Genomic DNA, 22,850 nt, shown 5'->3' with positions numbered 1-22,850 from the left:
AGAAAATGCGGACGAAACGGAAGGCTATTCCACCATGCGCCGAGACGGGCCCGATCGAGCCTCGATCCCCTCACTTGGAAAAACGCGTCAGATAGATGCCGAACAGGATCAGCGCGACGCCGGCCGGCTGCCCGATGGAAAACTGGGCCGTGCCGCGCAGGTAGTCGATCGCCAGCCCGGCGATCATCTGCCCGCCGATGATCAAGAGCGCCGAGCGCGCCGCCCCGATGCGCGGGAAGACATAGGACGAGATCGCCACGAAGACGGCTCCGATCACGCCGCCGGTAAAGGCCCAGCCCGGAACCTGCCCCAGCAGCGCCAGCCCCTGCCTCTCGAATAAGACGACGAAGACGGTGAGCAGGGCAAAGCCGATGAAGTGGTTCCAGAACGAGGCGCGAAACGCCCCGCGGTCCATGGTGAGCCGCCCGTTGATCGACCGGCTCATGCCGACCGCAGCGCCGCCGGCCAGCGCGATGAGGATCGAGGTCAGCATCAGGCACCTCCCGAATAGATGATGAGCGCGCTGCCGCCGATGACACAGATGGCCGCCAAGAGGTCGAACCGATTGAGTATCCGCTTCGGCGTGCCGAACAGGCCCCAGAGGTCGGAGATCAGGCCGAACAGGATCTGCCCGACCAGAAGCAGCGAAAGACCGCCGGCCAACGCCAGTTCGGAATTGACCGCGATCGAGGAGAGCGCAACGGCGAAGGCGCCCGGCGCGCCGCCGAGATAGGACCACAGCGGCGGCTTCGACATCCCCTGCCCGGCCATGCCCGCCGACTTTGACATAAGCAGCAGGTTGACGCGCAAGAGGAAGAAGGCGGCAACCGCCCCCACGCCGTGCACCACCCAGGAAGCGACGAAAGGCGTCGAATGGGCGGCCAGCCCGCTGTTGATGGTGATCATCACAGCCAACAGGCCGCCGGCCAGCCCGGCCCATATCCAATCGAGATAGTGTCGCATCCCGCCCCGCTCAGTCGCTCTATCGGTTCGCCGGCACGGGCGAAGGGCTTGCATAACCGCCGGTCCAAGCTGCGGCAATCGATTTGTCCGCGACCGATGTTGAGACAATCTTCAGGCGCAGGCCATGCTCGGCGGCCCTCACGCCATCTCGCCGCCGCTTGAAACGGAAAATGGGGCATTGCTGCCCCATCTCCCAAGCACATCAGTGGATCGCGACGTTCAGAATTCGGTCCAGTTCTCCTGGGCAACCGCTGCATTGCCGCGGAACGCACCGGCGAGCTTCTGGCCGAGCGCGCGAGCCGGCGAGGTGGCGGGACGCGAAGCGGGCGTGGCCGCCCGCACCGGCTGCACGGGTTGCGCAGCCCCCTCGCCACCGACCTTGAACTGCGCCATCAGCGCGGTGAGCGCCGCCGCCTGCTGGGCAAGGCTGTGGCTCGCCGCCGTCTGCTCTTCGACCATGGCGGCATTCTGCTGGGTGCCCTGGTCCATCGTGTTGACGGCCGTATTGATCTCGTGAAGGCCGGTCGACTGTTCGCGCGCCGAGGTGACGATCGCCCCCACATTGCGGTTGATCTCCTGCACTTCGGCGACGATCTTCTCCAGCGCCTTGCCAGTTTCGCCGACCAGTTCCACGCCGTTGCGGACCTGATCCCCCGAAGTGGTAATCAATGCCTTGATCTCCTTGGCGGCATTGGCCGACCGCTGGGCAAGTTCGCGGACTTCCTGGGCAACGACGGCAAAGCCCTTGCCGGCTTCGCCGGCGCGGGCCGCCTCGACGCCGGCATTCAGCGCCAGAAGGTTGGTCTGGAAAGCGATGTCATCGATCACGCCGATGATGTTGCCGATCTCGCCGGACGATTTCTCGATCGCCTGCATGGCTTCGACCGCGCGGCGGACGACCTCGCCGGAGCGTTCCGCTCCCTCTCGGGTCCGGGAGACCAGCGCGCCGGCCTCTTCGGCACGCACCGAGGAATCCTTGACCGCCGTGGTTACCTGTTCCAGCGCCGCTGCGGTTTCCTCCACGGAGGCTGCCTGCTGCTCGGTGCGCTTCGAAAGATCGTCTGCAGCGGACAGGATTTCCTTGGCGCCGGCATCGATGGCCCGGGCGTTTTCGCCGACGGCGCGCATCGCATCCTGGAGCTTGGAGACCGAATGGTTGAAGTTGACGCGCAAGGCATCGAGCTGGCCGGCAAAGGACGCGCTGATCTCCACGGCGAGGTCGCCGTCGGAAAGACGCTTCAGGCCCTCGGCGAGCTGGTCGACGGCAAACTGCACATCGGCGGCTTCGCGTGCCTTCTGCTCTTCGCGGGCGATCCGCTCCTCTTCGCTGAGATTGCGGTTCTCCTCGGCCTGGCGTTCCAGGTTTGCGCGCTCGATGGCATTGGTACGGAAGACCGCGACCGCCGCCGCCATCTCGCCGATCTCGTCTTTGCGGCCGGCAAAAGGCACTTCGCTCGCGGTATCACCGCCGGCGAGGCCGTTCATCGAACGTGTAATCTGGCCGATCGGCTTGACGACCCGCAGGATGCTGATGGCAATGGCGCCGGCGGCGATCGCGCAGCCGACGAGCAGGAAGCCCAAAGTAGCGTAAAGGGCGAAGGCGGAGACGCTGTCAGCCTGAGCGATCGCCGCCTTGCTCGTGTCGTTGTTGGCCGCGGTCATCTCGGTCATCCGGGCAGTGGCCTCCTTGGCGACGGCGGTCATATCGCCCACGAAGATCGCCCGCGCGCCCTCGGAATCATAGGCGGCCTTCAGCTCCATCAGCTTGGCGCCGAGCGCATCATACTTGGCGATTTCTGCGCTGAGCGCGCCGAATTGGGCACGCGTCGCGTCATTCGCGATACCGCTCTCGAAAGCGCGGAAAATCGCGTCACGATCCGCAACCGACTGCTTCAGGATCTCGCCCACCCGGGCGACTTCCTTGGCCCCAACCGAGCTCAGCATGACGGCATAGTTGCGCCGCACTTCAGCGAAGCGCGCGTCCATTTCGGCAATGGCCAGGGTGCGCGGCAGGCGTTCGCGGCCAATGATATCGACCTGCGTCTTGATGTCCGTGATGAACTTGACGGCCATGACGCCCTGGCCGAAGCCGAGGAGCACCACCACGGCGAAAAGCAGCGGCAGCATGATCTTGATTTTGATGTTTGACATGAACTTCGATCCGGAAGATGCGGGGACATCCCAACGGCGGGGGCAAGACTGCCCAAGGAAGATCATTTCCCATCGAGAAACGTCGGGTACTTTTCAATAGTGCGCGGCGCATGAACGGAAGCTTGCCAAAGGCCTTGCTAAATCTCGCACGCCTTTTTTGGGGGGGTCGCCCCCGCTCACCTCCCGCCTTGAACCGGAGGGTGAGCGGGCGGGCGCAGGCCGCGGCTATTCCGCCGCAGCTTCGGCCTCGTGCTGGTCGGCAAGGAAGCCACCCGACTGGCGATTCCAAAGGTCGGCATAGATACCCCCCTTGGAAACCAGATCGCCATGCGTCCCCGTCTCGATGATCCGGCCCTTGTCGAGCACGACCAGCCGGTCCATCTGGGTCAGCGTCGACAGGCGGTGGGCAATCGCGATGACCGTCTTGCCCTCCATCAGCGAGAACAGGCTTTCCTGGATCGCAGCCTCGACCTCGGAATCGAGCGCCGAGGTCGCCTCGTCGAGGATCAGGATCGGCGCGTTCTTGAGGAACACGCGGGCGATGGCGATACGCTGGCGCTGGCCGCCCGACAGCTTCACGCCGCGTTCGCCGACCTGCGCATCGAGCCCCTTGCGCCCCTGCATGTCGACCAGGCCCTCGATGAACTCGAGCGCATTGGCGCGCCTGGCCGCCTCCAGAACCTCCGCGTCGCTCGCCTCGGGCCGACCATAGGCGATATTGTCGCGGATCGAGCGATGCAGCAGAGAGGTATCCTGCGTGACGACGCCGACCAGCGACCGAAGACTGTCCTGCGAAACCGCGGAAATGTCCTGCCCGTCGATCAGAATATGGCCCTTCTCCAGGTCGTAGAAGCGCAGCAGAAGGTTCATCAGCGTCGTTTTGCCGGCACCGGAGCGTCCGACCAGGCCGACCTTCTCGCCAGCCTTGATGGTGAGCGAAAAATCCTCGATCACGCCCTTGTCCTTGCCATAATGGAAACGGACATGGTCGTAGACGATCTCGCCCTTCGGCGCGTCCAGAGCCTTGGCCCCAGGCGCATCGACGATGTCGTGCGCCTTGGTCATCATGCCCATGCCGTCATAAACCGTGCCGATGTTTTCAAACAGCGCCGAGACCTCCCACATGATCCACTGCGACATGCCGTTGATGCGCATGGCAAGGCCGATGGCGACAGCGATCGCACCGACCGACACCGTGCCGCCCAGCCAGAACCAGATGCTCAAGCCCGAAACGGCAAACAGCACGATGGCATTGTTGATGTCGACGAAGACATTGAGCAGTGTGATTTGCCGCATCTGCCGATGGACGGTGTCGAGGAAGGCGTCCATGCCGTCCCTGGCATAGGCTTCCTCGCGGCCCGCATGGGAAAACAGCTTCACCGTTGCGATATTGGTATAACTGTCGACGATCCGTCCCGTCATCAATGAGCGCGCATCGGCCTGCTCGCTGGAGAGCCGGCGCAGGCGCGGCACGAAGAAGGTCAGGATCAGGGTGTAGAGGACGATCCAGATGATCAGCGGCGCCACCAGCCGCCAGTCGGCGGCAAAGACCAGCGCCAGCATCGAGACGAAGAAGCTGATGGCATAGACGAACACGTCGATGATCTTCATCACCGATTCTCGAACCGCAAGCGAGGTCTGCATCACCTTGGTGGATACCCGGCCGGCGAACTCGTTGGCGAAGAAAGTCATCGAATGACGCAGCAGGAAGCGGTGCATCTGCCAGCGGGCGATCATCGGGAAATTGCCGGCCAGCACCTGGTGCATGGTCAGCGTATGGACGAAGCCGACCACCGGCAGGCCGATAAGAAGAAGTGCCCCCATCCACATCAGCCTGCCCTTCTCCGTGTCGAGGAAGGTGGCGCGATCGGCGACCGACAGCCAGTCGACGATGTTGCCGAGGAACTGATAGAGCAGGACCTCGCCGACTGCGATCAGCATCGAGCACAGCCCGAGCAGCAACAGCCAGGGTGCGGCCGGTTTGGTATAGTGCCAGCAGAACGCCACCAGCCCCTTCGGCGGCAGCACCGGATCCTCCGGCGGATAGGGATTGAGGCGGTTCTCGAACCACGAAAACATGGAAATTCTCCAGAAATCGGCGGCCCATGAAAAACCGGAGCCCGCAATGCGGCGCCGGAAGGGCCAAAAATCAGACAATGAGGCCGCACCCGGCCGCAAGGCTATTCAAATATACAGGTCTTGGAAGAGGGGCGACCAGGTCGCCGTCACGCAGCCTGCAGGTAATGCGGCACCGGAAGGCGCGTCATGCCAATGGATGTCATCGATGCCTCCCTGTTGCGTGTTGAAGAGGACTGTTTTCTACCTGTCCCAGGTGAAATTGAAAAGCGTCAAAGCTCCAATGAAGACGCGATCCGTCGCCCGCTGTTGCCTGAAGACCACAGGCGAAGGCGCCCGCGCCCCTTGAGCCAAAAGGCCGCCCCGCGCTAGGAAGAGCCATGACCGCACTCCGCATCGCCCTCTACCAGCCCGACATACCCGGCAATACCGGCACCATCCTCAGGCTCGCCGCCTGCCTCGGCCTCGGCGTCGACATCATCGAACCGGCCGGCTTCGACATTTCCGACCGCAACCTGAGGCGCGCCGGCATGGACTATCTGGCAAACGTGTCGCTTGTCCGCCACGTCAATTTCGATCGCTTCGAGGAATGGCGGCGGGAAAGCAGGCGACGCTTGGTCCTCGCCTCGACCAAGGCCGCAGAATGCTACACCGATTTCGCCTACCGCGCCGACGACATCCTGCTGTTCGGCCGCGAAAGCGCCGGCGTCCCCGAGACCGTCCACGACAGGGCCGACGCCCGCATCATCATTCCGATGGTCGAGGGACAGCGCTCGATCAATGTCGCGATGTCGGCGGCGATGATCGCCGGCGAGGCGTTGCGCCAGACCCGCTGAGGGCCAGCACCCGGCCCACTCAGGGCCGGAACCGGGGCCCGGCCGCCCGCACCTTCGTGCCCTGCCCCTCAAAGAACCGTCGTGAAACCGCGCTAGACTGTTCGCGGAGCCGAGATCCTGCGCCTCGCTTACGTCTGCAACTGCGACATGATCGCCCGAGGCTCCCGCAGCATTTGCTAATTCTACCGATGAATGATATTGTGCAGCGCAGCATAAACCGGGAGACGATCGATGTTCGAGACCGCATTCGCCCTGAGTTTGACCCAGTTTGCCAGAAGCCTGAGCTTTCCGGAGCGGCTCCAGCACCGGCCGGCCCGCAATGCCGCGCTCGAACCCTGGCGACTGCGCAATACCGGCCTCGACGCGCTGTTCTACGACGTGAAATCGCTGACGGCCGAGGAGACCTTCTACATCAGCGATTCGCTTGCCTCCGAAGGCCTGATCATGATCGTCCCGCCGAGCGGCGGCGCCATGCTGACCATCTGCGACAGCGTCGCCGAGTACAAGCTGCGCGGCGGACGTGATGTACACGCCCTCGCGGTCGCCGGCATCGGCGGCTCGGCCATCGGGGCCGCAGCCTTCGCCCGCAATGTCGCCGACGCCATCGGCGAACCCGTCGCCGCCGTGGTGTCGGGCTACGGCCTCGGCGACATTATCAACGAGACGATCGGCGGCTCGTTCTTCTTCGGCTGGCTCGGCCACATGCGCAACGATCTCGAAGTGATCGACGACGTCGTCGGCCGGCCGCATCTCGGCGCCTACGAGGACCGCCACAAGCTCGCGCTGAAGGCACATCCGAGCGCGCTCGACACCGACACGGTGGAGACGCTGCTGGCCGACCCCAGCCTTTCCTTCCATCTGCTCGCCGGCCATTCGCGCGGCAACCGCGTGCTGTCCGAGGCGCTCTACGCCATCAAGGAAGAGGACCGGCAAAGACTGCGCGCCCTTGCCGGCGGCCTGCGTATCGTCACCTTTGGCGGTCGCATCACCATGCCGCCGGACTGCCGCGACGTCATCGACGTGATCGGCGAACTCGACTGGTTCGGCGAGATCAATTCTCGCCCACAGATCGACAGCGACATTCGGGTGCCGCTCGCCGGCCACTCGACGAATACCGACTTCGCAGGCGCCCTGCAGGTCACCAGGATCCTGAAGGACATCATCGCCCGCAGCCTGCCGGCGGTGATGGAACAGGCGGACACGACCCTGCCGGTGGAGACCGTCGCGGAGGCTCCCGCGGCTTCCCCGATCCCGGAGCTGGAGGCTGAAGCCAGCCCCGACACCGAGATCAGCGAAGCGCAGCCCGTCGCCGAAACCGCAGCTGAACCGATCGAGACACAGGCGTCGGAGGAGATCGAACAGCCGGCCGCGGTCGAGGAAGTGGCCGAAACCGACGCGGTGATTGCGGACAGCGCCGCTCCGGTCCTGGCCGCCGATGAGGAAGAGCCCATCGCCTCCCTCGAGCCGATCGCACAGGAAGCCGCCCCAGGCCCTGCTGCGGAAATGGAACCTGAGCCCACACCGGCCCCGGATGCCGCCGCCCCGCATCGCACCGCACGCGGGGCCAATGGGCGGCACAAGGCTTCTAAACCAAAGGCTGCACCGCGTCGCTGACAGCGCCGGCACATTGGACCAACGACAAAGGCCGGCGATCCCCTCGCCGGCCTTCCGAGTTCATGCTGCAAGTGTCAGGCGAAAAGCTTGAGCGTGGCGCCCATCGAATTGTTGGCGATATTGAGACCGATGGTCTGCAACTGTTGCTGCACCTTCTGCGCCGAAAGCTTGGCCGATTCCTCCTCCATGTCAGCATCCACCAGACGGCCGATGCCGATCTCGGTGATGTCCTGCAGGTCCTGCACGAATTCCGTGCTGGAGGCGATCCGGCTGCGGGTCGCGCCGAGACTGGCGCTGGCGTCGATCATGTTGGTCATCATCGTGTTCATCGCCGAGATCATCCCGTCGAACTCGTCTCGCGTGGTCGTGTCCGACACCGCGATTTCCTTCGATGCGGCGGCAACCGGAACCGCGGAATTGGCGTCGAGCAGATGGTAGTCATAGGCCACGCCGCTCCTGGTCGTGCCCGAATAGCTTTGGGTGAGCAATCCGTCCTGCGCGTCCTCGCCGCTGATCAGCGTCGATTTCGCTGTATCGAAGTCGATCACGTTGACCGACACGTCACCGTCGCCATTGCTTGTGACCGAGGCGACCATGGACTGCACCTTCGGCTGCCGCCCGGCCTCCAGGTTCAACCAGTTCTGGCCGTTGAACGAACTGGATTGGGCGATTGTGCCGAGCTGCGCCTTGAGCTGGGTGATCTCCGCATTGACCGCCGAGCGGTTCGTGCCGACCGCCTGGGCGAGGATCAGCTTGGACTGGATCTCGGCGACGATCGAGGTCGCCGCTTCCATGCCGAGCGCCGCCGTATCCGTCACGGCAGCCGACAGCCCGGTCGCGTCCTCGGCGCTCGACAGCGACATGGCGTCGGCGCTCATCGTCGTGGCGATCGACCAGTAGGCGGCATTGTCCGATGCCTCGTCGACCCGCTTGCCCGAAGCGACGCGCGTCTGCGTCGCTTCGAGCGCTCGGCTCGATCCGGTCAGCAACGACAAGGCCGAGGCGGCCGTCGAATTAAAGGAAACGCTTGTCATCAATTGTCCTTGCTGTGAACCACGAAAAATGCCGGGCGTTGGCCATGGCTTTGACGACGGGCTTCATGCCGGGTCTGTGCACGGACGCGCAGACCGTCAACTGTCAAAAGAATGCCAGAGCGGGTTTGACATCCGCTTTAAGAAAACCTTAGAAATTTAGCGATTACTGCCGAAACCCCGAAAATTGTGGGGCCAGAAAATAGACCACGGGAAAAAGCGTGGAGAAGCCCCGCTTCGTCAATCGGCGGACGGCAGGCGGCGCATGGTGAACTCGATCCGGTCGCCCTCGAGCTGGCGCCAGCTCTCGACTTCCGTCCAATAGGCCGCCTTCGGGAAGCTGTCGAACCATTCGCGCGCCTTGGCCCGCGCCTCGTCGCGCGTCAGGCAGAAACTCTCGCGGACGAAATGGCCGCCGTCCGTCCCGGCCTTGGCCTGCCGTTGGGAGGCAATGCGCTTTTTCAGGCCGTCGAACGACGGCGGACCGGGCATTCTCGTCATGAAACACCTCGCAGGCTTGTAAATTAATCGCAGCAGGTCCGTTTTGCGAGTCGATTCTCAACGAATGCGTGAGCGCGGACTGGCCGTGGACCGGACGTCCTGTTAATTCCGGGATAGGGATAGGCGCCGAGTCGCCAAGCAGGGGCGGATGCCCCGGGGGAAGCCATGCAAAGACCTGATCTGCCGAAAGGCCTGCCAGACGATATCGAGGACAAGAAGCTGGCGGCACGCGCCTGGTTCGAGAGCCTGCGCGATACGATTTGCGCCTCTTTTGAAACGCTGGAGGACGAGCTTTCAGGCCCGCTTTCCGACCAGGCGCCCGGCCGCTTCACGGCCAAGGACTGGCTACGCGACAATGGCGATGGCGGTGGCGGCCGCATGTCGATGATGGAGGGTCGCGTCTTCGAAAAGGTCGGCGTGCACACCTCCACCGTGCATGGCGAATTCTCCCCCGAGTTCCGCAAGACCATGCCAGGCGCCGAGGAGGACCCGCGTTTCTGGGCTTCCGGCATCTCGTTGATCGCCCATCCGGTCAATCCGAACGTGCCCGCCGTGCACATGAATACCCGCATGGTGGTCACCACCAGCCAGTGGTTCGGCGGCGGCGCCGACCTGACCCCGGTGCTCGACCGGCGCCGCACCCAGGAAGACCCGGACAGCCGCGTGTTCCACCGTGCCATGGAAATCGCCTGCGACCGCCATGCCAAGGTCGCGGATTATCCGAAATACAAGGCCTGGTGCGACGAATACTTCTTCCTGCCCCACCGCAACGAAGCCCGCGGCATTGGCGGCATTTTCTTCGACTGGCTGCATTCCACCGAGGAAGTCGGCGGCTGGGCGGCGGACTTCGCCTTCGTCCAGGACGTGGGACGGGCCTTCAACCTGGTCTATCCGAAGATCGTCCGGGGAAATTTCAACCAGCCCTGGACCGAGCAGGATCGCGACGAACAGCTCGTGCGCCGTGGCCGGTATGTGGAGTTCAATCTGCTCTACGATCGCGGCACGATCTTCGGCCTGAAGACCGGCGGCAACGTCGAGTCCATCCTGTCGTCCATGCCGCCTGTGGTTCGCTGGCCCTGATCGGGACACCTTGCCCGTCTCGCCCCGCCGGCGACAGCCAGGCGCGGCTTGTCGCTTGCGCGCATGCGACATAAAATTGCATTTGGATCGGCCTGCCCTCGTGTTATCCTTCCGGTGATTTCATGGAGGAGAAGTGCGATGGCATATCAGAGCAGCATTCCACCCCAGCAATCCACCACCAGCCGTCTGGCATTCGACAAGCCCGAACTCATCGACCGTCTTGCCGAAAAACTGAGGGCGACGAGTGACGTCGACCTGCCTCACGCCTATTTCGTCGAGCAGGTCCGCCTTGGGCTGGCCGGCCGCGATCTGGCGGATCTCGCCGCCGCCAATCATGTCGAGGGCGCTTCGCGCCGACCTCCGCCGCAAGTCAGCGGCTCGGTGTTCCGCGCTTGGGCCATGCCGGAATAGGCAGCCTCGGAGCCGACTGCAACAGCGTGAAAAAAGCCGACGCCAAGCGTCGCCGCTGCACGCTTGGCGTGTTCCGCTTGGCCCAACTGGCGTTTCATGATATGTTCCCAGCTGTTGAACCCAGTCGAAGAGGAGATGCGACATGAAGCAGTTTGAATGCGGTTCACTGGTTCCGGGCTGCCCTTGGCACACCCGCGCCGAAGAGGAGGCCGAGGTCGTCCGCCGCGCCGTCGAACACATGCGTACAGCGCACGGCGAGACGGTCATCCGCGAAACCATGGTCGACAATATCAAGGTGCGGATCACCGATCAGGCGCAGGCCGCCTGAAAAAGCGCTGCATCCGGCGCGTGCCGGACAATCGATCAGGAGCCGGCACGAACCGGAAATACGGCTTCAATTCAAGACCATAGAGGCAGAAAGAGACTCTCTTTCGCAACGACTTGAATCAGTTCCTGATGAGATCATCGAGCCGGGCGAGCAGTTTCGCCCGGTCGAAGGAAAAGTTGGAGCCGATCCACGTCTCCTCGAGCTGTTTCAAGGCCTCGCCGACCTTGGGGCCCGGCGCCAGCCCCGCCGCCAGCACATCCGCGCCGCTCAAGGGAAAGACCGGCCGCTCGAATTTCTCCGCCCGTGCCAGAAGCGCCGACAGCCGCCCGGTCTTCGTCATCGCCTTCGGATCGACCCCGGCTTGGGCACGGGCCTGCGCCAGATCGATCTTCAGCGAAGCGATCACGCCGTCCTTGCCAAGGCGATAGAGTTCCCGGTCGAAGGCCGCATCCGTCACCTCGCCGTTCGGTTTCGGCGCCCTGGCAAAGCGATCGAGGAAAGCGGCCTCGGCGTTCGACAGGCGCAGGCGTTGCGCAAGGGCCGCCAGCCGCTCGGCGTCCTTGGGCACGATTGCGGCAAGCCGCAGCATCGGCTCCGGCTCCCATCCGAGCGCCTGCTCGGCGGCGACCAAGGCCGGGATGGCGTCGATCCCCCACTTTTCGGTTTCGGGCAGGATGGCCCCGAGCACGCCGGATTGGCGCATCCACAACAGCGCGCGGCCCGGATCGCTGGCTGCGAGAAGCTTCTTGGTCTCCGCCCAGACCCGCTCCGCCGAAAGCGTCGAGAGCTTGTCCTTCGCCCGCGAACACGCCTTGAGGCCCGCCGGATCGGGACGGCCGCCGCCGTAATGGGCAAAGAAACGGAAGAAGCGCAGGACGCGCAGATAGTCCTCGGCGATCCGCGTGTCGGCGTCGCCGATGAAGCGCACCGTCTTCGTCTCGACATCCGGCAGTCCGCCGATGAGGTCGATGACCTCGCCGTCCGCCCCGACATAGAGCGCGTTGATCGTCAGATCGCGCCGCTCGGCGTCCTCCTGCCAGTCCTCGCCGAAAGCCACCTTGGCACGGCGGCCGTCTGTCTCGACGTCGCGGCGAAGCGTGGTCACCTCGAAGCCCTTGCCGTCAAGCACCAGCGTCACCGTGCCGTGGTCGATCCCAGTCGGCACCGCCTTGATGCCGGCAGCCTTGGCCCGCTCCATCACCGTCTCGGGAGGAAGCGTGGTGGCAAGGTCGATGTCGGCGACCGGCAGCCCCATCAGGCTGTTGCGCACCGCCCCGCCGGCCACCCGCGCCTCGCCGCCGTCGGCATTGAGCAGCGCAAACAACCGCTGCAATGCCGGGTCGGTGAACCAGGTCTCGTTCGACAGGTTGGTCATGCATAGAGCCTTTCATAAAGCGTGCGGATGATCCCGGCGGTAATGCCCCAGATTTGGCGCTCGCCATAGGGCATCACGTAGAAATGCCGGACGATCCCCTGCCAGGTCCGGCTGTCGCGCTGGTGATTGTCCGGATTCATGAGGAAGGACAGCGGCACTTCGAACACTGCATCCACCTCGTCGGGATTGGGCTCGATGACGAAGCCGCGCCGGACCACCGAGAGCACCGGCACGATGCGAAAGCCCGTGCCGGACAGGTATTGCGGCAGCCGTCCGACCGTCTCGACGAAGGACGGATCAAGCCCGATCTCTTCTCTCGCCTCGCGCAATGCCGCTACCTCCGGCGACAGATCGCCCTCGTCGATGCCGCCGCCGGGAAAGGCGACCTGGCCGGAATGTTTTCGCAGCGTCGCCGTGCGCTGGGTGAGGATTACCTTCGCCCCGTCCGGATCGTCGACCACCGGCACCAGAACGGCGGCGTCCTTGAGCTTCAGCCCCTCGACCTCGAGCAAGCTCTGCGGATTGAGCACATGGTCGCCGTGATCGCGCCAGGCATGCTCGATCGGCGCGCCGATCTGGTTCAGCGCCCGGTGGCGGAAGTCGGCGGCGGAATAGATGTCGAGGCTCATTGCGCCAGCCGGTCGAGTTCTGCCGCCGGCATGACCGGAAATATCGCCCCGCCAGAGCGGACCGCGAACATCTCGACCTCGTCGATCTCCACCGTCTCGCCCTGCTCCACAAGGTCATACATGACGGCGCGCGACACCAGAGCCTCCAGCCGCCCACGCACATGCAGATAGGGCTTCAGCTCATGGTTCTCGCCATGCACGACAAAGCGCAGCGCATGGCCCGGCCCGGCCTCGACCACGTCGCCGACATTGGTGCGGAAGGTCATGACCTTGTCGCCGTCGCGCTCGGTAACGCTCATCTCGACGGCGAGAAAGGGCGCATCCTCGACGCGGATGCCGACTTTCTCCACAGGCGTGACGAGATAGGTCTTGCCGTCCTCGTCCTTGCGCAGCACCGTCGAGAACAGCCTGACCAGCGGCGCTCGGCCGATCGGCGTGCCCATGTAAAACCAGGTCCCGTCGGCACGGATCTCCATGTCGATATCGCCGCAAAAGGGCGGTTCCCAGCGCTCCACGGGCGGCAGGCTCGGCTTGCCGCCGGCCGTCTGTGCGGCCGCGCGCGAAATCATCGCCGCCAATCCCGCCGCATCCGTCGTCGCCTTCAAGGTGTCGCCTGCCATCTTTGCGTCCCGGTTGGTGCCTAATCAGTGCTATGTCACGAGATAGTCATTCGAAACGCGCTTGTCAGCCGCCCTTTGGGGAATAAGTTAGTTGCATGTGCCGTCACCGGGAAGACTAGTTCCGATTCGGCCGCGCCGGCGAAACCAGATGGAGAAGACCATGGGCCTGATGCCAACCCCGGATGCCGCCCCCGACGAAAAGGCCATCATCGAGGCCGCCGAAAAGGCGCTGGCCGACATCGCCTCGGTGCGCCAGGCGGTTTCCAGGGTGATCTTCGGCCAGGAAAAGGTGGTCGAGAACACCCTGCTCGCCATCCTCTCCGGCGGCCATGCTCTGCTGGTCGGCGTGCCGGGCCTTGCCAAGACCAAGCTGGTCAACACGCTCGGGACCGTCCTCGGGCTAGACGCCAGCCGCATCCAGTTCACCCCCGACCTGATGCCCTCCGACATTCTCGGCACCGAGGTGATGGATCAGGACGAAAACGGCCGACGCTCCTTCCGCTTCGTCAAGGGACCGGTCTTCGCCCAGTTGCTGATGGCCGACGAGATCAACCGCGCCAGTCCCCGCACCCAGTCTGCGTTGCTCCAGTCGATGCAGGAGTACCAGGTGACAATCGCCGGGCGGCCCTATGACCTGCCCGCCCCCTTCCACGTGCTTGCGACCCAGAACCCGCTGGAGCAGGAAGGCACCTATCCCCTGCCCGAGGCCCAGCTCGACCGCTTCCTGCTGCAGGTCGATGTCGGTTATCCGGAACTCGCCGCCGAACGTCAGATCCTCTTGGAGACGACCGGCATCAGCGACCAGAAGGCGGTCGGTGTGCTCTCCGCCGAACGGCTGATCGAGATCCAGAAGCTGATCCGCCAGATGCCGGTCTCGGACGGCGTTGTCGACGGCATCCTGTCGCTGGTGCGCTCCGCGCGCCCCGGCCACGGCAATGCCGAAACCGACAAGGCGGTCGCCTGGGGTCCGGGCCCCCGTGCCGGCCAGGCGCTGATGCTCTGTGCGCGTGCCCGCGCACTCTATGAAGGCCGCCTCGCCCCCTCGCTCGACGACGTTCATGCACTCGCCGAGCCGGTTCTCGAACACCGCATGGCGCTCACCTTCGCCGCTCGCGCCGAGGGTATGTCGGTGCGCGACGTGATCGCCGGACTGGTGAAGCAGGCGCGCAGCTAGAAACCCGGAAGGATCGCGGACACGTGGCAGCCATCGGCCAGATCGTCGAGCAGACCTCCGCCGGAGACGCGCTGACCCGCGCCCGCCAGCGCGCCAGCCTCGTGCCCGATTGCATGGTCGAGGCCCACCGCATCGCCAATACGGTGATCGCCGGCTGGCACGGTCGGCGCAAACGCGGCATCGGCGAGAATTTCTGGCAGTTCCGCCCCTATTCCGAAGGCGAAAGCTTTGCCCGCATCGACTGGCGCCGCTCCGCCCGTGACGACCACACCTATATCCGCGACCGCGAATGGGAGGCCGCCCACACCGTCTGGCTCTGGGCCGATCTCTCGCCGTCGATGATGTACAAGTCGACGCTGGCCCCGGTCTCGAAGGAAAGCCGCGCGCTGGTGCTGATGCTGGCGCTCGCTGAAATCCTCGCCCGCTCCGGCGAGCGCATCGGCTGCCCGGGCGTGATGGAGCCGGTATCGGCCCGCAACGCCGCCGAACGCCTGGCGACGGCCATTCTGCATACGCCGCTGATCAATGGCCTGCCGGACACGACGATGATCCGCGGCTCCAGCGATATCGTGTTGATCGGCGACTTCCTCGACGATGCCGACGCGATCATGGAGAAGATCGCGCCGCTCGCCCGCCGCGGCCTGCGCGGCCATCTGGTCGAGATCGCAGATCCGGCCGAGGATAGCTTCCCCTATGCCGGCCGTACCGAATTCACCGATCCGGAGACCGGAGAGAAGCTCATCTCCGGCCGCGCCGAGGGCCTGCGCGACGATTATCGCCGCGCCTATCTCGCCCGCCGCGAAAATCTCGGCGAACAGCTTCGCCGCCTCGGCTGGAGCTTCGTCCACCATTCGACCGACCGCCTCGCTTCCGAAGCACTGGTCGCGGTCCACATGTATCTCTCCGGCACCCCGCCGCTTACCAGCCGGAGCGTTGCGCCATGAACGCCCTGCCGCTTGCCTTCGCCACCCCCGCCGTGCTGATTGCGCTCGCCGCCCTGCCGCTGATCTGGTGGCTGCTGAAACTCACCCCGCCGCGCCCGAAGACCGAAATATTCCCGCCGCTGCGCATTCTCGCCGGCGTCCTGAAACGCGACGAGACGCCGTCGAAGAGCCCGTGGTGGCTGACGCTGCTGCGCATGATGCTGGCGGCCCTGGTGATCTTCGCCCTGGCCGATCCGGTGCTCAACCCACGCAATGCTTCGCTGTCGACCGACGGACCGCTGGTGCTGGTCGTCGACAATGGCTGGGCAACCGTCGCCGACTGGGAGCGCCGCGTCGCAACCGCAGAAGCGCTGATCGGCGATGCGGACGATCGCGACCTGCCGGTGTCGATCGTCTTCACCGCCGATGCCAGCCACGACGCCGTGCCGACCGGCGCCGCAGCCGCGCTGGAGAAACTGCGCGCCGCAAGCCCGAAGCCGCTACGCCCGGAGCGCGCCCGCGCACTCGACGCCCTGAAGGCAGCCCTTGACGGCACGCCCCCGGGCACGCTGGCGGTGTTAGCCGATGGCATCGCCGTCGATGACGAGGAACGCCTGATGACGGAGCTTTCCGCGCTCCAGCCGGCCCAGTTCCGCCTGATCCAAGGCGACAACGCCGCCGCGACCGCCATCACCGGCGCATCGAACGGCGCCGACGCGCTGACCGTCACCCTGTCGCGCCTCGACGGCAGCGCCGCCCGGAGCCTGATCGTCGACGCCCAGGACCGCCAGGGCCGCGTCATCGCGTCGGGCAATGTCGACTTCGCCCCCGGCGCAACCGTGGCCAGCGGCCAGGTCGTCGCCCCCTTCGAACTGCGCAACGACTTTGCCCGCCTGTCGATCGCCGGTCTTGCCACGGCGGGCGCGACGCACCTGCTCGACGACGGCTTCCGCCGCCGCCGCGTCGCGCTGATCTCGGGCGACACGGGAGACGCTTTCCAGCCGCTGCTTTCGCCGCTCTATTATATCGAACGGGCGATCGCGCCCTATGCCGACCTGATCAAGCCCGGCGTCGCCGATCTCGCCGTCTCCTTGCCCGAAATCCTCGCGCAGAAGCCATCGGCCATCGTGCTGGCCGATATCGGCCGCCTGCCGGAAGCAGTGTACGAACCGCTGCAGTCCTGGATAGCCGATGGCGGCACACTCATCCGCTTTGCCGGACCTCGTCTTGCCGCCGCCCCGGTTGGCGATCCGCTGGTGCCGGTCATCCTGCGCCAGGGTGAACGCGAACTCGGCGGCGCGCTTTCCTGGGCCGAGCCGCAGCCGCTTGCCGACTTCCCGAAATTCGGCCCCTTTGCCGGCATGCCGAGGCCGGAGGGCGTGCTGATCAAGCGCCAGGTGCTGGCCGAACCGACCCCGGATCTTGCCGAACGCACCTGGGCGAGCCTTGCCGACGGCACGCCGCTCGTCACCGTTCGGGAAAACGGCGCCGGCCGCACCGTGCTCTTCCACGTTAGCGCCGAGGCGACCTGGTCGGACCTGCCGATCTCCGGCGAATTCGTCGAAATGCTGCGCCGGGTCGTACAGTTGTCGCGCGCCGGCACCGCCGCCGCCAATACCGATCCGTCCGCCAAGGCGACACTCGCTCCCTTCCGCCTCTTGACCGAGCGCGGTGCGTTGACCGCTGAACCCGGCAATGCCCGCCCGCTCGACATCGGCCCTGCCCGGCCGGCATCCGCAACCTTCGACAACCCTCCCGGCCTCTACGGCACCGAGGACGGCTTTGCCGCGCTGAACCTTCTGCCCGCCGGCGCCGAACTGAAGCCGCTCGACATCACCGCCCCGCTGCCGATCGCCCGCGAGCCGCTGGCCGGCACGGCGGCCACACCCTTGAAACCGGTGCTTCTCTCGATCGCCTTCGCCCTCCTGGTCATCGACAGCCTCGTCGTGCTGTCCATGGGCGGCGCCTTTTCCCGCATACCGCGCCGCACCGCCAGCGCTTCCGTTCTGGCATTTGCTGCTATCCTGCTTCTTGCTCCGAGCGAGCGCGCCTTGGCCGACGACGCAAAACCGGGTGACGACGTCATCCTCGAGCGGCTCGACAATACTCACCTCGCCTATGTCGTCACCGGCGAGGCCGAGGTCGACCGCCTGTCGGAACGGGGCCTAGCCGGCCTCACCGATTTCCTCACCTACCGCACGACGCTGGAGCCGGCCCCGCCCGTCGGCCTCGACATCAGCAAGGACGAACTGTCCTTTTACCCGATCATCTTCTGGCCGATCTCGGCGACCGCCCCCATGCCCTCGTCCGCCGCCATCAGCCGGATCGACGCCTATATGCGCGCCGGCGGCACCGTATTGTTCGATACCCGCGACCAGTTCTCCGCGCTTGGCGGCGACAACGGCCCGAGCCCCAACGGCGAGCGGCTTCAGGCGATCCTCGCCAATATCGATATTCCGCCGCTGGAACCGGTGCCGGCCGATCATGTGCTGACGCGCGCCTTCTATCTCTTGTCCGGCTTTCCCGGCCGCTACACCGGCAGCCCGCTCTGGGTCGAGGCGCGCCAGGAGGCCAGGACCTCCAACAGCGGCGTCGCCTCCACCGGCGACGGCGTCTCGCCGATCCTGATCACCGGCAACGACCTTCTCGGTGCCTGGGCGATCGATGCCAATGGTGCCTCGGTCCTGCCGACCGTGCCGCCGGACGAGATGCAGCGCGAAATGTCCTTCCGCTCCGGCGTCAATATCATGATGTACATGCTGACCGGCAACTACAAGGCCGACCAGGTGCATGTGCCGGCCCTCCTCGAACGGCTGGGGCAGTGACATGACACTCCAGTTCGCTCCCTTCATTCCCTGGTTCATCCTTCTGGCCCTCGCCGTGCTGGCCCTTATCCTCGCCACGGCGGGTTTCGCCCGCGGCGTGCGCGGCACCGGCATTCGCCTGCTCGCCTCGGCAGCCGTGCTGGCAGCCCTCGCCAACCCGCTTCTGATGCAGGAGGACCGCGAGGCGCTCTCCACCGTCGTTCCGGTCATCGTCGACCGCAGCCAGAGCCAGGAAACGCCGGAGCGCATCGCCATGACCGATGCGGCGCTCGAGGGCCTGAAGGATCGGCTGTCGCGCTTTGCCCGTATCGAGCCGCGCATCGTCGAGGTCCGCGATCCCGCCACCTCCGACGCGCCCTCGACCCGCCTGTTCGAGGCGCTGGCCTCGGCCATCTCCGATGTGCCGCCGGCCCGCATCGGCGCCGCCGTCTTCATCACCGACGGACAGGTCCACGACGCGCCCGCCGCCGGCCAGGCGCTTGGCTTCAATGCCCCCGTCCACGGCCTCGTCACCGGCAAGGCCGACGAGTTCGACCGCCGCATCGAGGTGCTGCGCGCGCCGCGCTTCGGCATCGTCGACGAGGACCAGGAACTGAGCTTACGCGTCTTCGACGACGGCCGCCGCACCGATACGCCGGCCACCGTCACCGTGCGCATGAACGGCGAGGAGATCGCCACGCTGAATGCCACCCCCGGGGTCGAGACGCCCTTCGGCTTCAAGGTGCCGCGCGGCGGCAACAACGTGCTGGAATTTACCGTCTCCGCCACGCCCGGCGAGGTCACCGAGGTCAACAACAAGGCGATCCACCTGATCGAGGGCATCCGCGAGAACCTGCGCGTGCTGCTGGTCTCCGGCGAGCCCCATGCCGGCGAGCGCGCCTGGCGCAACCTGTTGAAATCCGATGCCGCGGTTGACCTGGTCCATTTCACCATTCTGCGCCCGCCGGAAAAGCAGGACGGCACGCCGATCAACGAACTGTCGCTGATCGCCTTCCCGACGCGCGAACTCTTCGTCGAGAAGATCAACGATTTCGACCTGATCATCTTCGATCGCTACCAGCACCGCGGCGTGCTGCCGATCCTCTATTACGACTACATCGCCGAATACGTGAAGAAGGGCGGTGCCCTGCTGATCGCCGCCGGCCCGGAACATGCCGGCGAGGACTCCATCGCCATCACCCCGCTCGCCTCCGTGCTGCCCGCCGCCCCGACGGGCAACATGCACGAGGCGGCCTTCTATCCGCGCCTCTCCGACCAGGGCAAGCGCCACCCCGTCACCCGCGGGCTTGACGGCTCGGCCATCGAGCCGCCGCAATGGGGCCGCTGGTTCCGCAGCGTCGATGTCGACCCGCCGCGCGGCGAAACCGTCATGACCGCCGCGGACGGCCGCCCGCTTCTGGTGCTCGACCGCGCCGAGGAAGGCCGCGTCGCCATGCTGCTGTCCGACCAGGGCTGGCTCTGGGCCCGCGGCTTCGAAGGCGGCGGCCCGCATGTCTCGCTCTATCGCCGCATCGCCCACTGGCTGATGAAGGAACCGGAACTCGAGGAAGAGGCGCTGAAGGCCCGCGCTAGCGGCCGCACGCTGGAAGTGACCCGCCAGACGATCGCCGGCGATCCGGGTGCCGCCACCCTCCGCACGCCGTCGGGCAAGACCGAGACGCTGGCGCTCACCGAAACCGCGCCCGGCCTCTATCGCGGCGAAAAGCGCATGGACGAGACCGGCCTCTTCACCATTGCCAACGGCGAATTCTCCACCCTCGTCCATGTCGGCGCGGTCGACGCGCCCGAATTCAAGGCCATGGTCTCGACCCTCGACACGCTGAAACCGATCGCCACCGAGACCCGCGGCAGGATCGCCCGCCTCGACGACGGCAAGGGCGGCCTGCGCCTCCCCGACATCCTCCCCGTCCGCGGCGACGTCCGCATCGCCGACGACCGCCGCCTGCTGGTGCGCCTCACCGACGAAACGGTGCTGAAGGGCGTGAACACCCTGCCGCTGTTTGCCGGCTTTGCGGGATTGGCGGTGCTGCTGCTGGCCATGTCGGCGACATGGTGGCGCGAGGGGCGGTAGGGCGTTTGCGGTGTTCTGGTGTGGCTGAAATGTTGAGCGCTGGCACTGCCAGCAATTTTGCGCTATTTTATTCCAATGACAAAAGCAGAGCTGAAGCAAGAACCGACCGGAAAATGGGTGGTCCGCGATTCTCATAGCGGCCGCTTCATCGAAGTGCGCGGCGCAAACTCGATGAGTTCATCACAACTGCCTCTGAAGAAGGGCTTGGACCTCACGAAGCCAATCGCCGCGCAGGCACTGGAAGTCGATACGGACAATCCGTATAGGCCCACGAAGAAAGACTAGTCTTTGGCCGGCGTGCTGCTCGATACGCACACGCTTTACTGGCTGATAACGGCCGCAGGCACGCTGTCGGAAGAAGCTCTGATCGCAATCGCCGACAATCAGACTAACGGCACACTTTACGTGTCGCCGATCACCGCTTGGGAATTGTCAATCGCGTCGCGCAAACCGCCACACAAGGATCCGCCAAGCCTCGGCACCCAATCGCCGTCCCGATGGTTTTCAGATGCCGTGGCCGCGACTAAGGCACGCGTCGTGCCGATCCACCAGAGAATTGCCTGCGAAGCAGCCGCGGTGGTGACCGATACGGGCCATAGGGACCCAGGTAACTGCTATCTGATCGCAACTGCGCGGGTAAAGAAAATCGCCATCATTACGCGGGATTCTGTCATGCTGAGGCTCGCCTCGCCCCCGTATTTCAGCGTTATCGTGTGCTGAAATCTATTCCCAAAGTCCTGCACCCAAGCGGCAAACCGCTCTCAGCCGCACCGAATGAAGGAGTGATGTTGATGAAAGACCGCAGCCATGACGATGCGATGGCGGATCTCTTCCGAGATGATCCGCAGATGGCGGCTGCCACGCTCGACGCGATCCTGGCAGACGGCGATCAGGGTGAGTTGCTGGTGACGCTTCGCCAGATGACCAAGGCCTTCGGCGGGATGCCCGCCGTCGCGAAGTCGGCCGAACTGAACCCGAGGCAACTCTATCGGACCCTCTCGGAAACAGGGAATTCGGAACTACGCAACCTGAGCGCCCTGCTTCGCAGCATGGGCATGCGCTTGTCCGCGCAACCGCTCGACAAGCCCACCTCGCACACTGCGTCCTAGGCCGAGAACTGGCTGAGCCACGAACGAGTCAGAATCGCATCTGCATGGTTCGGCGCCCATCCATGCCCCGTTTCAAGCTCATGATGTGGCGCCACCTCAAGCGGAGCCATGACAGAAACGGCAGGAGGCGGTATTCTGGAAAAGTATGACAAGCGGGCTTTTCTCCGGCGATGCCAAAACCGCTTGCTTAGACTGTTGGGGCCGAGCGGAAAAAGATCATGTTATCATTCGGTAACCTTCTCGATCTCGCCGGAATAGGGCGAGGCAGCGTAAGACTGCTTCGGCATCAGGACAATCGCCATACTGGTTACCCCTCCCCTTACGCGCTATGGCGCGACTATCGCGAGCGTTTCGAGGCATATCAGGAAACGCAAGCGATTGGAGACGAGGCGCGCTTGCGGGCTCCTTATTGGGCATCGTTTGTCGGCGCACCAAATCGAGAGACCCTTTTTGTAGGTCTCTATTCGGCGGAGTTGGTCGGTGTTCTTCCCGCGAACAGGCAACATCCTGTCACGGGAGGCATAGAGGAAGCCGGCAGTTGTCATTTCTATAAGCTCCGACTCCTTCCTGAACTGGCGGAGTATGCTGGACGACTCTGGGTCGAATGGGGCGCTGGTTACCGCTCTTGGATCCAGAGGGGCGACAGTGTCCAGAAGCCGATTCTGGAACTGCGCAAGAACCTTGGCGAGCCTCCTTTTCCGGGCTTTTCGGCGCTCATTTTTAACCTTTCTGATATCGAAAACATGCCCGCGACCTGGACAGCGGCATTGTCATCCACGCGCGGCATTTACCTGCTGACGTGCCCCAAGACACGCGAGCAATACGTCGGAATGGCATCTGGAACAGATGGTTTTTTGGGCCGATGGCGCGAATACTTCATTACGGGGCATGGCGGCAACGTCGGGCTGAGGAGTCGTGACCCAAGCAATTATCAGATTTCGATCCTTGAGACTGTTGGAAGCGGGGCAACGATCAACGATTTGGCGACACTGGAGACACGCTGGAAGCACAAGTTGCAGAGCCGCGAGATGGGGCTAAATCGGAACTGAGGGCAAGAGCAGCCGTCACGCTATCAGCCCCTCTCCTAACGCGCGTCAATCCCCCATCGACACCCACCTCAATTCCCCCTACCC

The 22,850-nt window shown here is 64.8% G+C and carries 21 protein-coding genes; 12 read left to right on the top strand and 9 right to left on the bottom strand.

Annotation, left to right across the window (positions count from 1 at the left end; genetic code table 11):
* Positions 1-70 precede the first annotated feature (70 nt).
* The 4 genes from RHIZ70P_RS16700 to RHIZ70P_RS16685 all read right to left on the bottom strand — a co-directional run bounded on the left by RHIZ70P_RS16700 (position 71) and on the right by RHIZ70P_RS16685 (position 5,193).
* Positions 71-493, bottom strand: coding sequence for a DMT family transporter (locus RHIZ70P_RS16700; RefSeq protein WP_115671620.1), 423 nt, complete (start codon positions 491-493; stop codon positions 71-73).
* Positions 493-963: a DMT family transporter gene (locus RHIZ70P_RS16695; RefSeq protein ID WP_115671619.1), complete on the bottom strand. Its 471-nt coding sequence runs from the start codon at positions 961-963 to the stop codon at positions 493-495. The genes RHIZ70P_RS16700 and RHIZ70P_RS16695 overlap by 1 nt, the downstream gene beginning before the upstream one ends.
* A 219-nt stretch (positions 964-1,182) precedes the next feature.
* Positions 1,183-3,114: a HAMP domain-containing methyl-accepting chemotaxis protein gene (locus tag RHIZ70P_RS16690; RefSeq protein ID WP_115671618.1), complete on the bottom strand. Its 1,932-nt coding sequence runs from the start codon at positions 3,112-3,114 to the stop codon at positions 1,183-1,185.
* A 225-nt stretch (positions 3,115-3,339) separates the two neighbouring features.
* The gene (locus tag RHIZ70P_RS16685; protein WP_115671617.1) at positions 3,340-5,193 is read right to left on the bottom strand and encodes an ABC transporter ATP-binding protein; all 1,854 of its coding nucleotides are present in this window, start codon (positions 5,191-5,193) and stop codon (positions 3,340-3,342) included.
* 377 nt (positions 5,194-5,570) lie between these two features.
* On the opposite strand from RHIZ70P_RS16685, the gene RHIZ70P_RS16680 reads away from it, so the two are divergent.
* The gene (locus RHIZ70P_RS16680; RefSeq protein WP_115671616.1) at positions 5,571-6,026 is read left to right on the top strand and encodes a tRNA (cytidine(34)-2'-O)-methyltransferase; all 456 of its coding nucleotides are present in this window, start codon (positions 5,571-5,573) and stop codon (positions 6,024-6,026) included.
* A gap of 231 nt (positions 6,027-6,257) precedes the next feature.
* The gene (locus RHIZ70P_RS16675; protein WP_115671615.1) at positions 6,258-7,640 is read left to right on the top strand and encodes a cell envelope biogenesis protein OmpA; all 1,383 of its coding nucleotides are present in this window, start codon (positions 6,258-6,260) and stop codon (positions 7,638-7,640) included.
* Between the two features lie 74 nt (positions 7,641-7,714).
* Here the strand turns inward: RHIZ70P_RS16675 and RHIZ70P_RS16670 are convergent, their stop codons facing one another.
* Both RHIZ70P_RS16670 and RHIZ70P_RS16665 read right to left on the bottom strand, forming a co-directional pair.
* Positions 7,715-8,674: a flagellin gene (locus tag RHIZ70P_RS16670; RefSeq protein ID WP_115671614.1), complete on the bottom strand. Its 960-nt coding sequence runs from the start codon at positions 8,672-8,674 to the stop codon at positions 7,715-7,717.
* A gap of 237 nt (positions 8,675-8,911) precedes the next feature.
* Entirely contained in the window at positions 8,912-9,172 is a 261-nt protein-coding gene (locus RHIZ70P_RS16665) for a hypothetical protein (protein WP_115671613.1), read from the bottom strand.
* 165 nt (positions 9,173-9,337) lie between these two features.
* Here RHIZ70P_RS16665 and hemF point away from each other — a divergent pair, with 165 nt between their 5' ends.
* The 3 genes from hemF to RHIZ70P_RS16650 all read left to right on the top strand — a co-directional run bounded on the left by hemF (position 9,338) and on the right by RHIZ70P_RS16650 (position 10,991).
* A complete protein-coding gene (gene hemF / locus RHIZ70P_RS16660) occupies positions 9,338-10,252 on the top strand; it encodes an oxygen-dependent coproporphyrinogen oxidase (RefSeq protein ID WP_115671612.1) in 915 nt (304 codons plus the stop codon).
* Between the two features lie 138 nt (positions 10,253-10,390).
* The gene (locus RHIZ70P_RS16655; protein ID WP_115671611.1) at positions 10,391-10,663 is read left to right on the top strand and encodes a hypothetical protein; all 273 of its coding nucleotides are present in this window, start codon (positions 10,391-10,393) and stop codon (positions 10,661-10,663) included.
* Positions 10,664-10,805: 142 nt separating this feature from the next.
* Positions 10,806-10,991: a DUF1059 domain-containing protein gene (locus tag RHIZ70P_RS16650; RefSeq protein ID WP_115671610.1), complete on the top strand. Its 186-nt coding sequence runs from the start codon at positions 10,806-10,808 to the stop codon at positions 10,989-10,991.
* A gap of 118 nt (positions 10,992-11,109) precedes the next feature.
* Here the strand turns inward: RHIZ70P_RS16650 and RHIZ70P_RS16645 are convergent, their stop codons facing one another.
* From RHIZ70P_RS16645 to RHIZ70P_RS16635, 3 genes are read right to left on the bottom strand one after another with little or no spacing between them, the layout of a single operon-like run.
* Positions 11,110-12,366, bottom strand: a complete 1,257-nt coding sequence (locus tag RHIZ70P_RS16645) for a CCA tRNA nucleotidyltransferase (protein WP_115671609.1) — start codon at positions 12,364-12,366, stop codon at positions 11,110-11,112.
* On the bottom strand, positions 12,363-12,995 hold the full coding sequence (locus tag RHIZ70P_RS16640; RefSeq protein ID WP_115671608.1) for a CoA pyrophosphatase: 633 nt from the start codon (positions 12,993-12,995) through the stop codon (positions 12,363-12,365). The genes RHIZ70P_RS16645 and RHIZ70P_RS16640 overlap by 4 nt, the downstream gene beginning before the upstream one ends.
* A complete protein-coding gene (locus RHIZ70P_RS16635) occupies positions 12,992-13,615 on the bottom strand; it encodes a DUF1285 domain-containing protein (protein ID WP_115671607.1) in 624 nt (207 codons plus the stop codon). Before RHIZ70P_RS16635 ends, RHIZ70P_RS16640 begins: the two co-directional genes overlap by 4 nt.
* A 160-nt stretch (positions 13,616-13,775) precedes the next feature.
* On the opposite strand from RHIZ70P_RS16635, the gene RHIZ70P_RS16630 reads away from it, so the two are divergent.
* The 7 genes from RHIZ70P_RS16630 to RHIZ70P_RS16600 all read left to right on the top strand — a co-directional run bounded on the left by RHIZ70P_RS16630 (position 13,776) and on the right by RHIZ70P_RS16600 (position 22,766).
* Positions 13,776-14,789, top strand: coding sequence for an AAA family ATPase (locus RHIZ70P_RS16630; protein WP_115671714.1), 1,014 nt, complete (start codon positions 13,776-13,778; stop codon positions 14,787-14,789).
* A gap of 23 nt (positions 14,790-14,812) precedes the next feature.
* On the top strand, positions 14,813-15,733 hold the full coding sequence (locus tag RHIZ70P_RS16625; protein WP_115671606.1) for a DUF58 domain-containing protein: 921 nt from the start codon (positions 14,813-14,815) through the stop codon (positions 15,731-15,733).
* Positions 15,730-18,537, top strand: a complete 2,808-nt coding sequence (locus tag RHIZ70P_RS16620) for a DUF4159 domain-containing protein (RefSeq protein WP_115671605.1) — start codon at positions 15,730-15,732, stop codon at positions 18,535-18,537. The genes RHIZ70P_RS16625 and RHIZ70P_RS16620 overlap by 4 nt, the downstream gene beginning before the upstream one ends.
* Position 18,538: 1 nt before the next feature.
* A complete protein-coding gene (locus RHIZ70P_RS16615; RefSeq protein WP_115671604.1) occupies positions 18,539-20,608 on the top strand; it encodes a hypothetical protein in 2,070 nt (689 codons plus the stop codon).
* A 297-nt stretch (positions 20,609-20,905) separates the two neighbouring features.
* A complete protein-coding gene (locus tag RHIZ70P_RS16610; protein ID WP_235842259.1) occupies positions 20,906-21,328 on the top strand; it encodes a type II toxin-antitoxin system VapC family toxin in 423 nt (140 codons plus the stop codon).
* A gap of 71 nt (positions 21,329-21,399) precedes the next feature.
* Entirely contained in the window at positions 21,400-21,717 is a 318-nt protein-coding gene (locus tag RHIZ70P_RS16605; RefSeq protein WP_115671713.1) for a DNA-binding protein, read from the top strand.
* A 218-nt stretch (positions 21,718-21,935) separates the two neighbouring features.
* Positions 21,936-22,766: a GIY-YIG nuclease family protein gene (locus RHIZ70P_RS16600; RefSeq protein ID WP_115671602.1), complete on the top strand. Its 831-nt coding sequence runs from the start codon at positions 21,936-21,938 to the stop codon at positions 22,764-22,766.
* The last annotated feature ends 84 nt before the right edge of the window (positions 22,767-22,850 follow it).

The organism is Paenirhizobium selenitireducens ATCC BAA-1503, assembly GCF_900492185.1.
Classification (GTDB): domain Bacteria; phylum Pseudomonadota; class Alphaproteobacteria; order Rhizobiales; family Rhizobiaceae; genus Allorhizobium; species Allorhizobium selenitireducens_A.
This window is presented reverse-complemented; position numbering and strand designations above follow the sequence as displayed.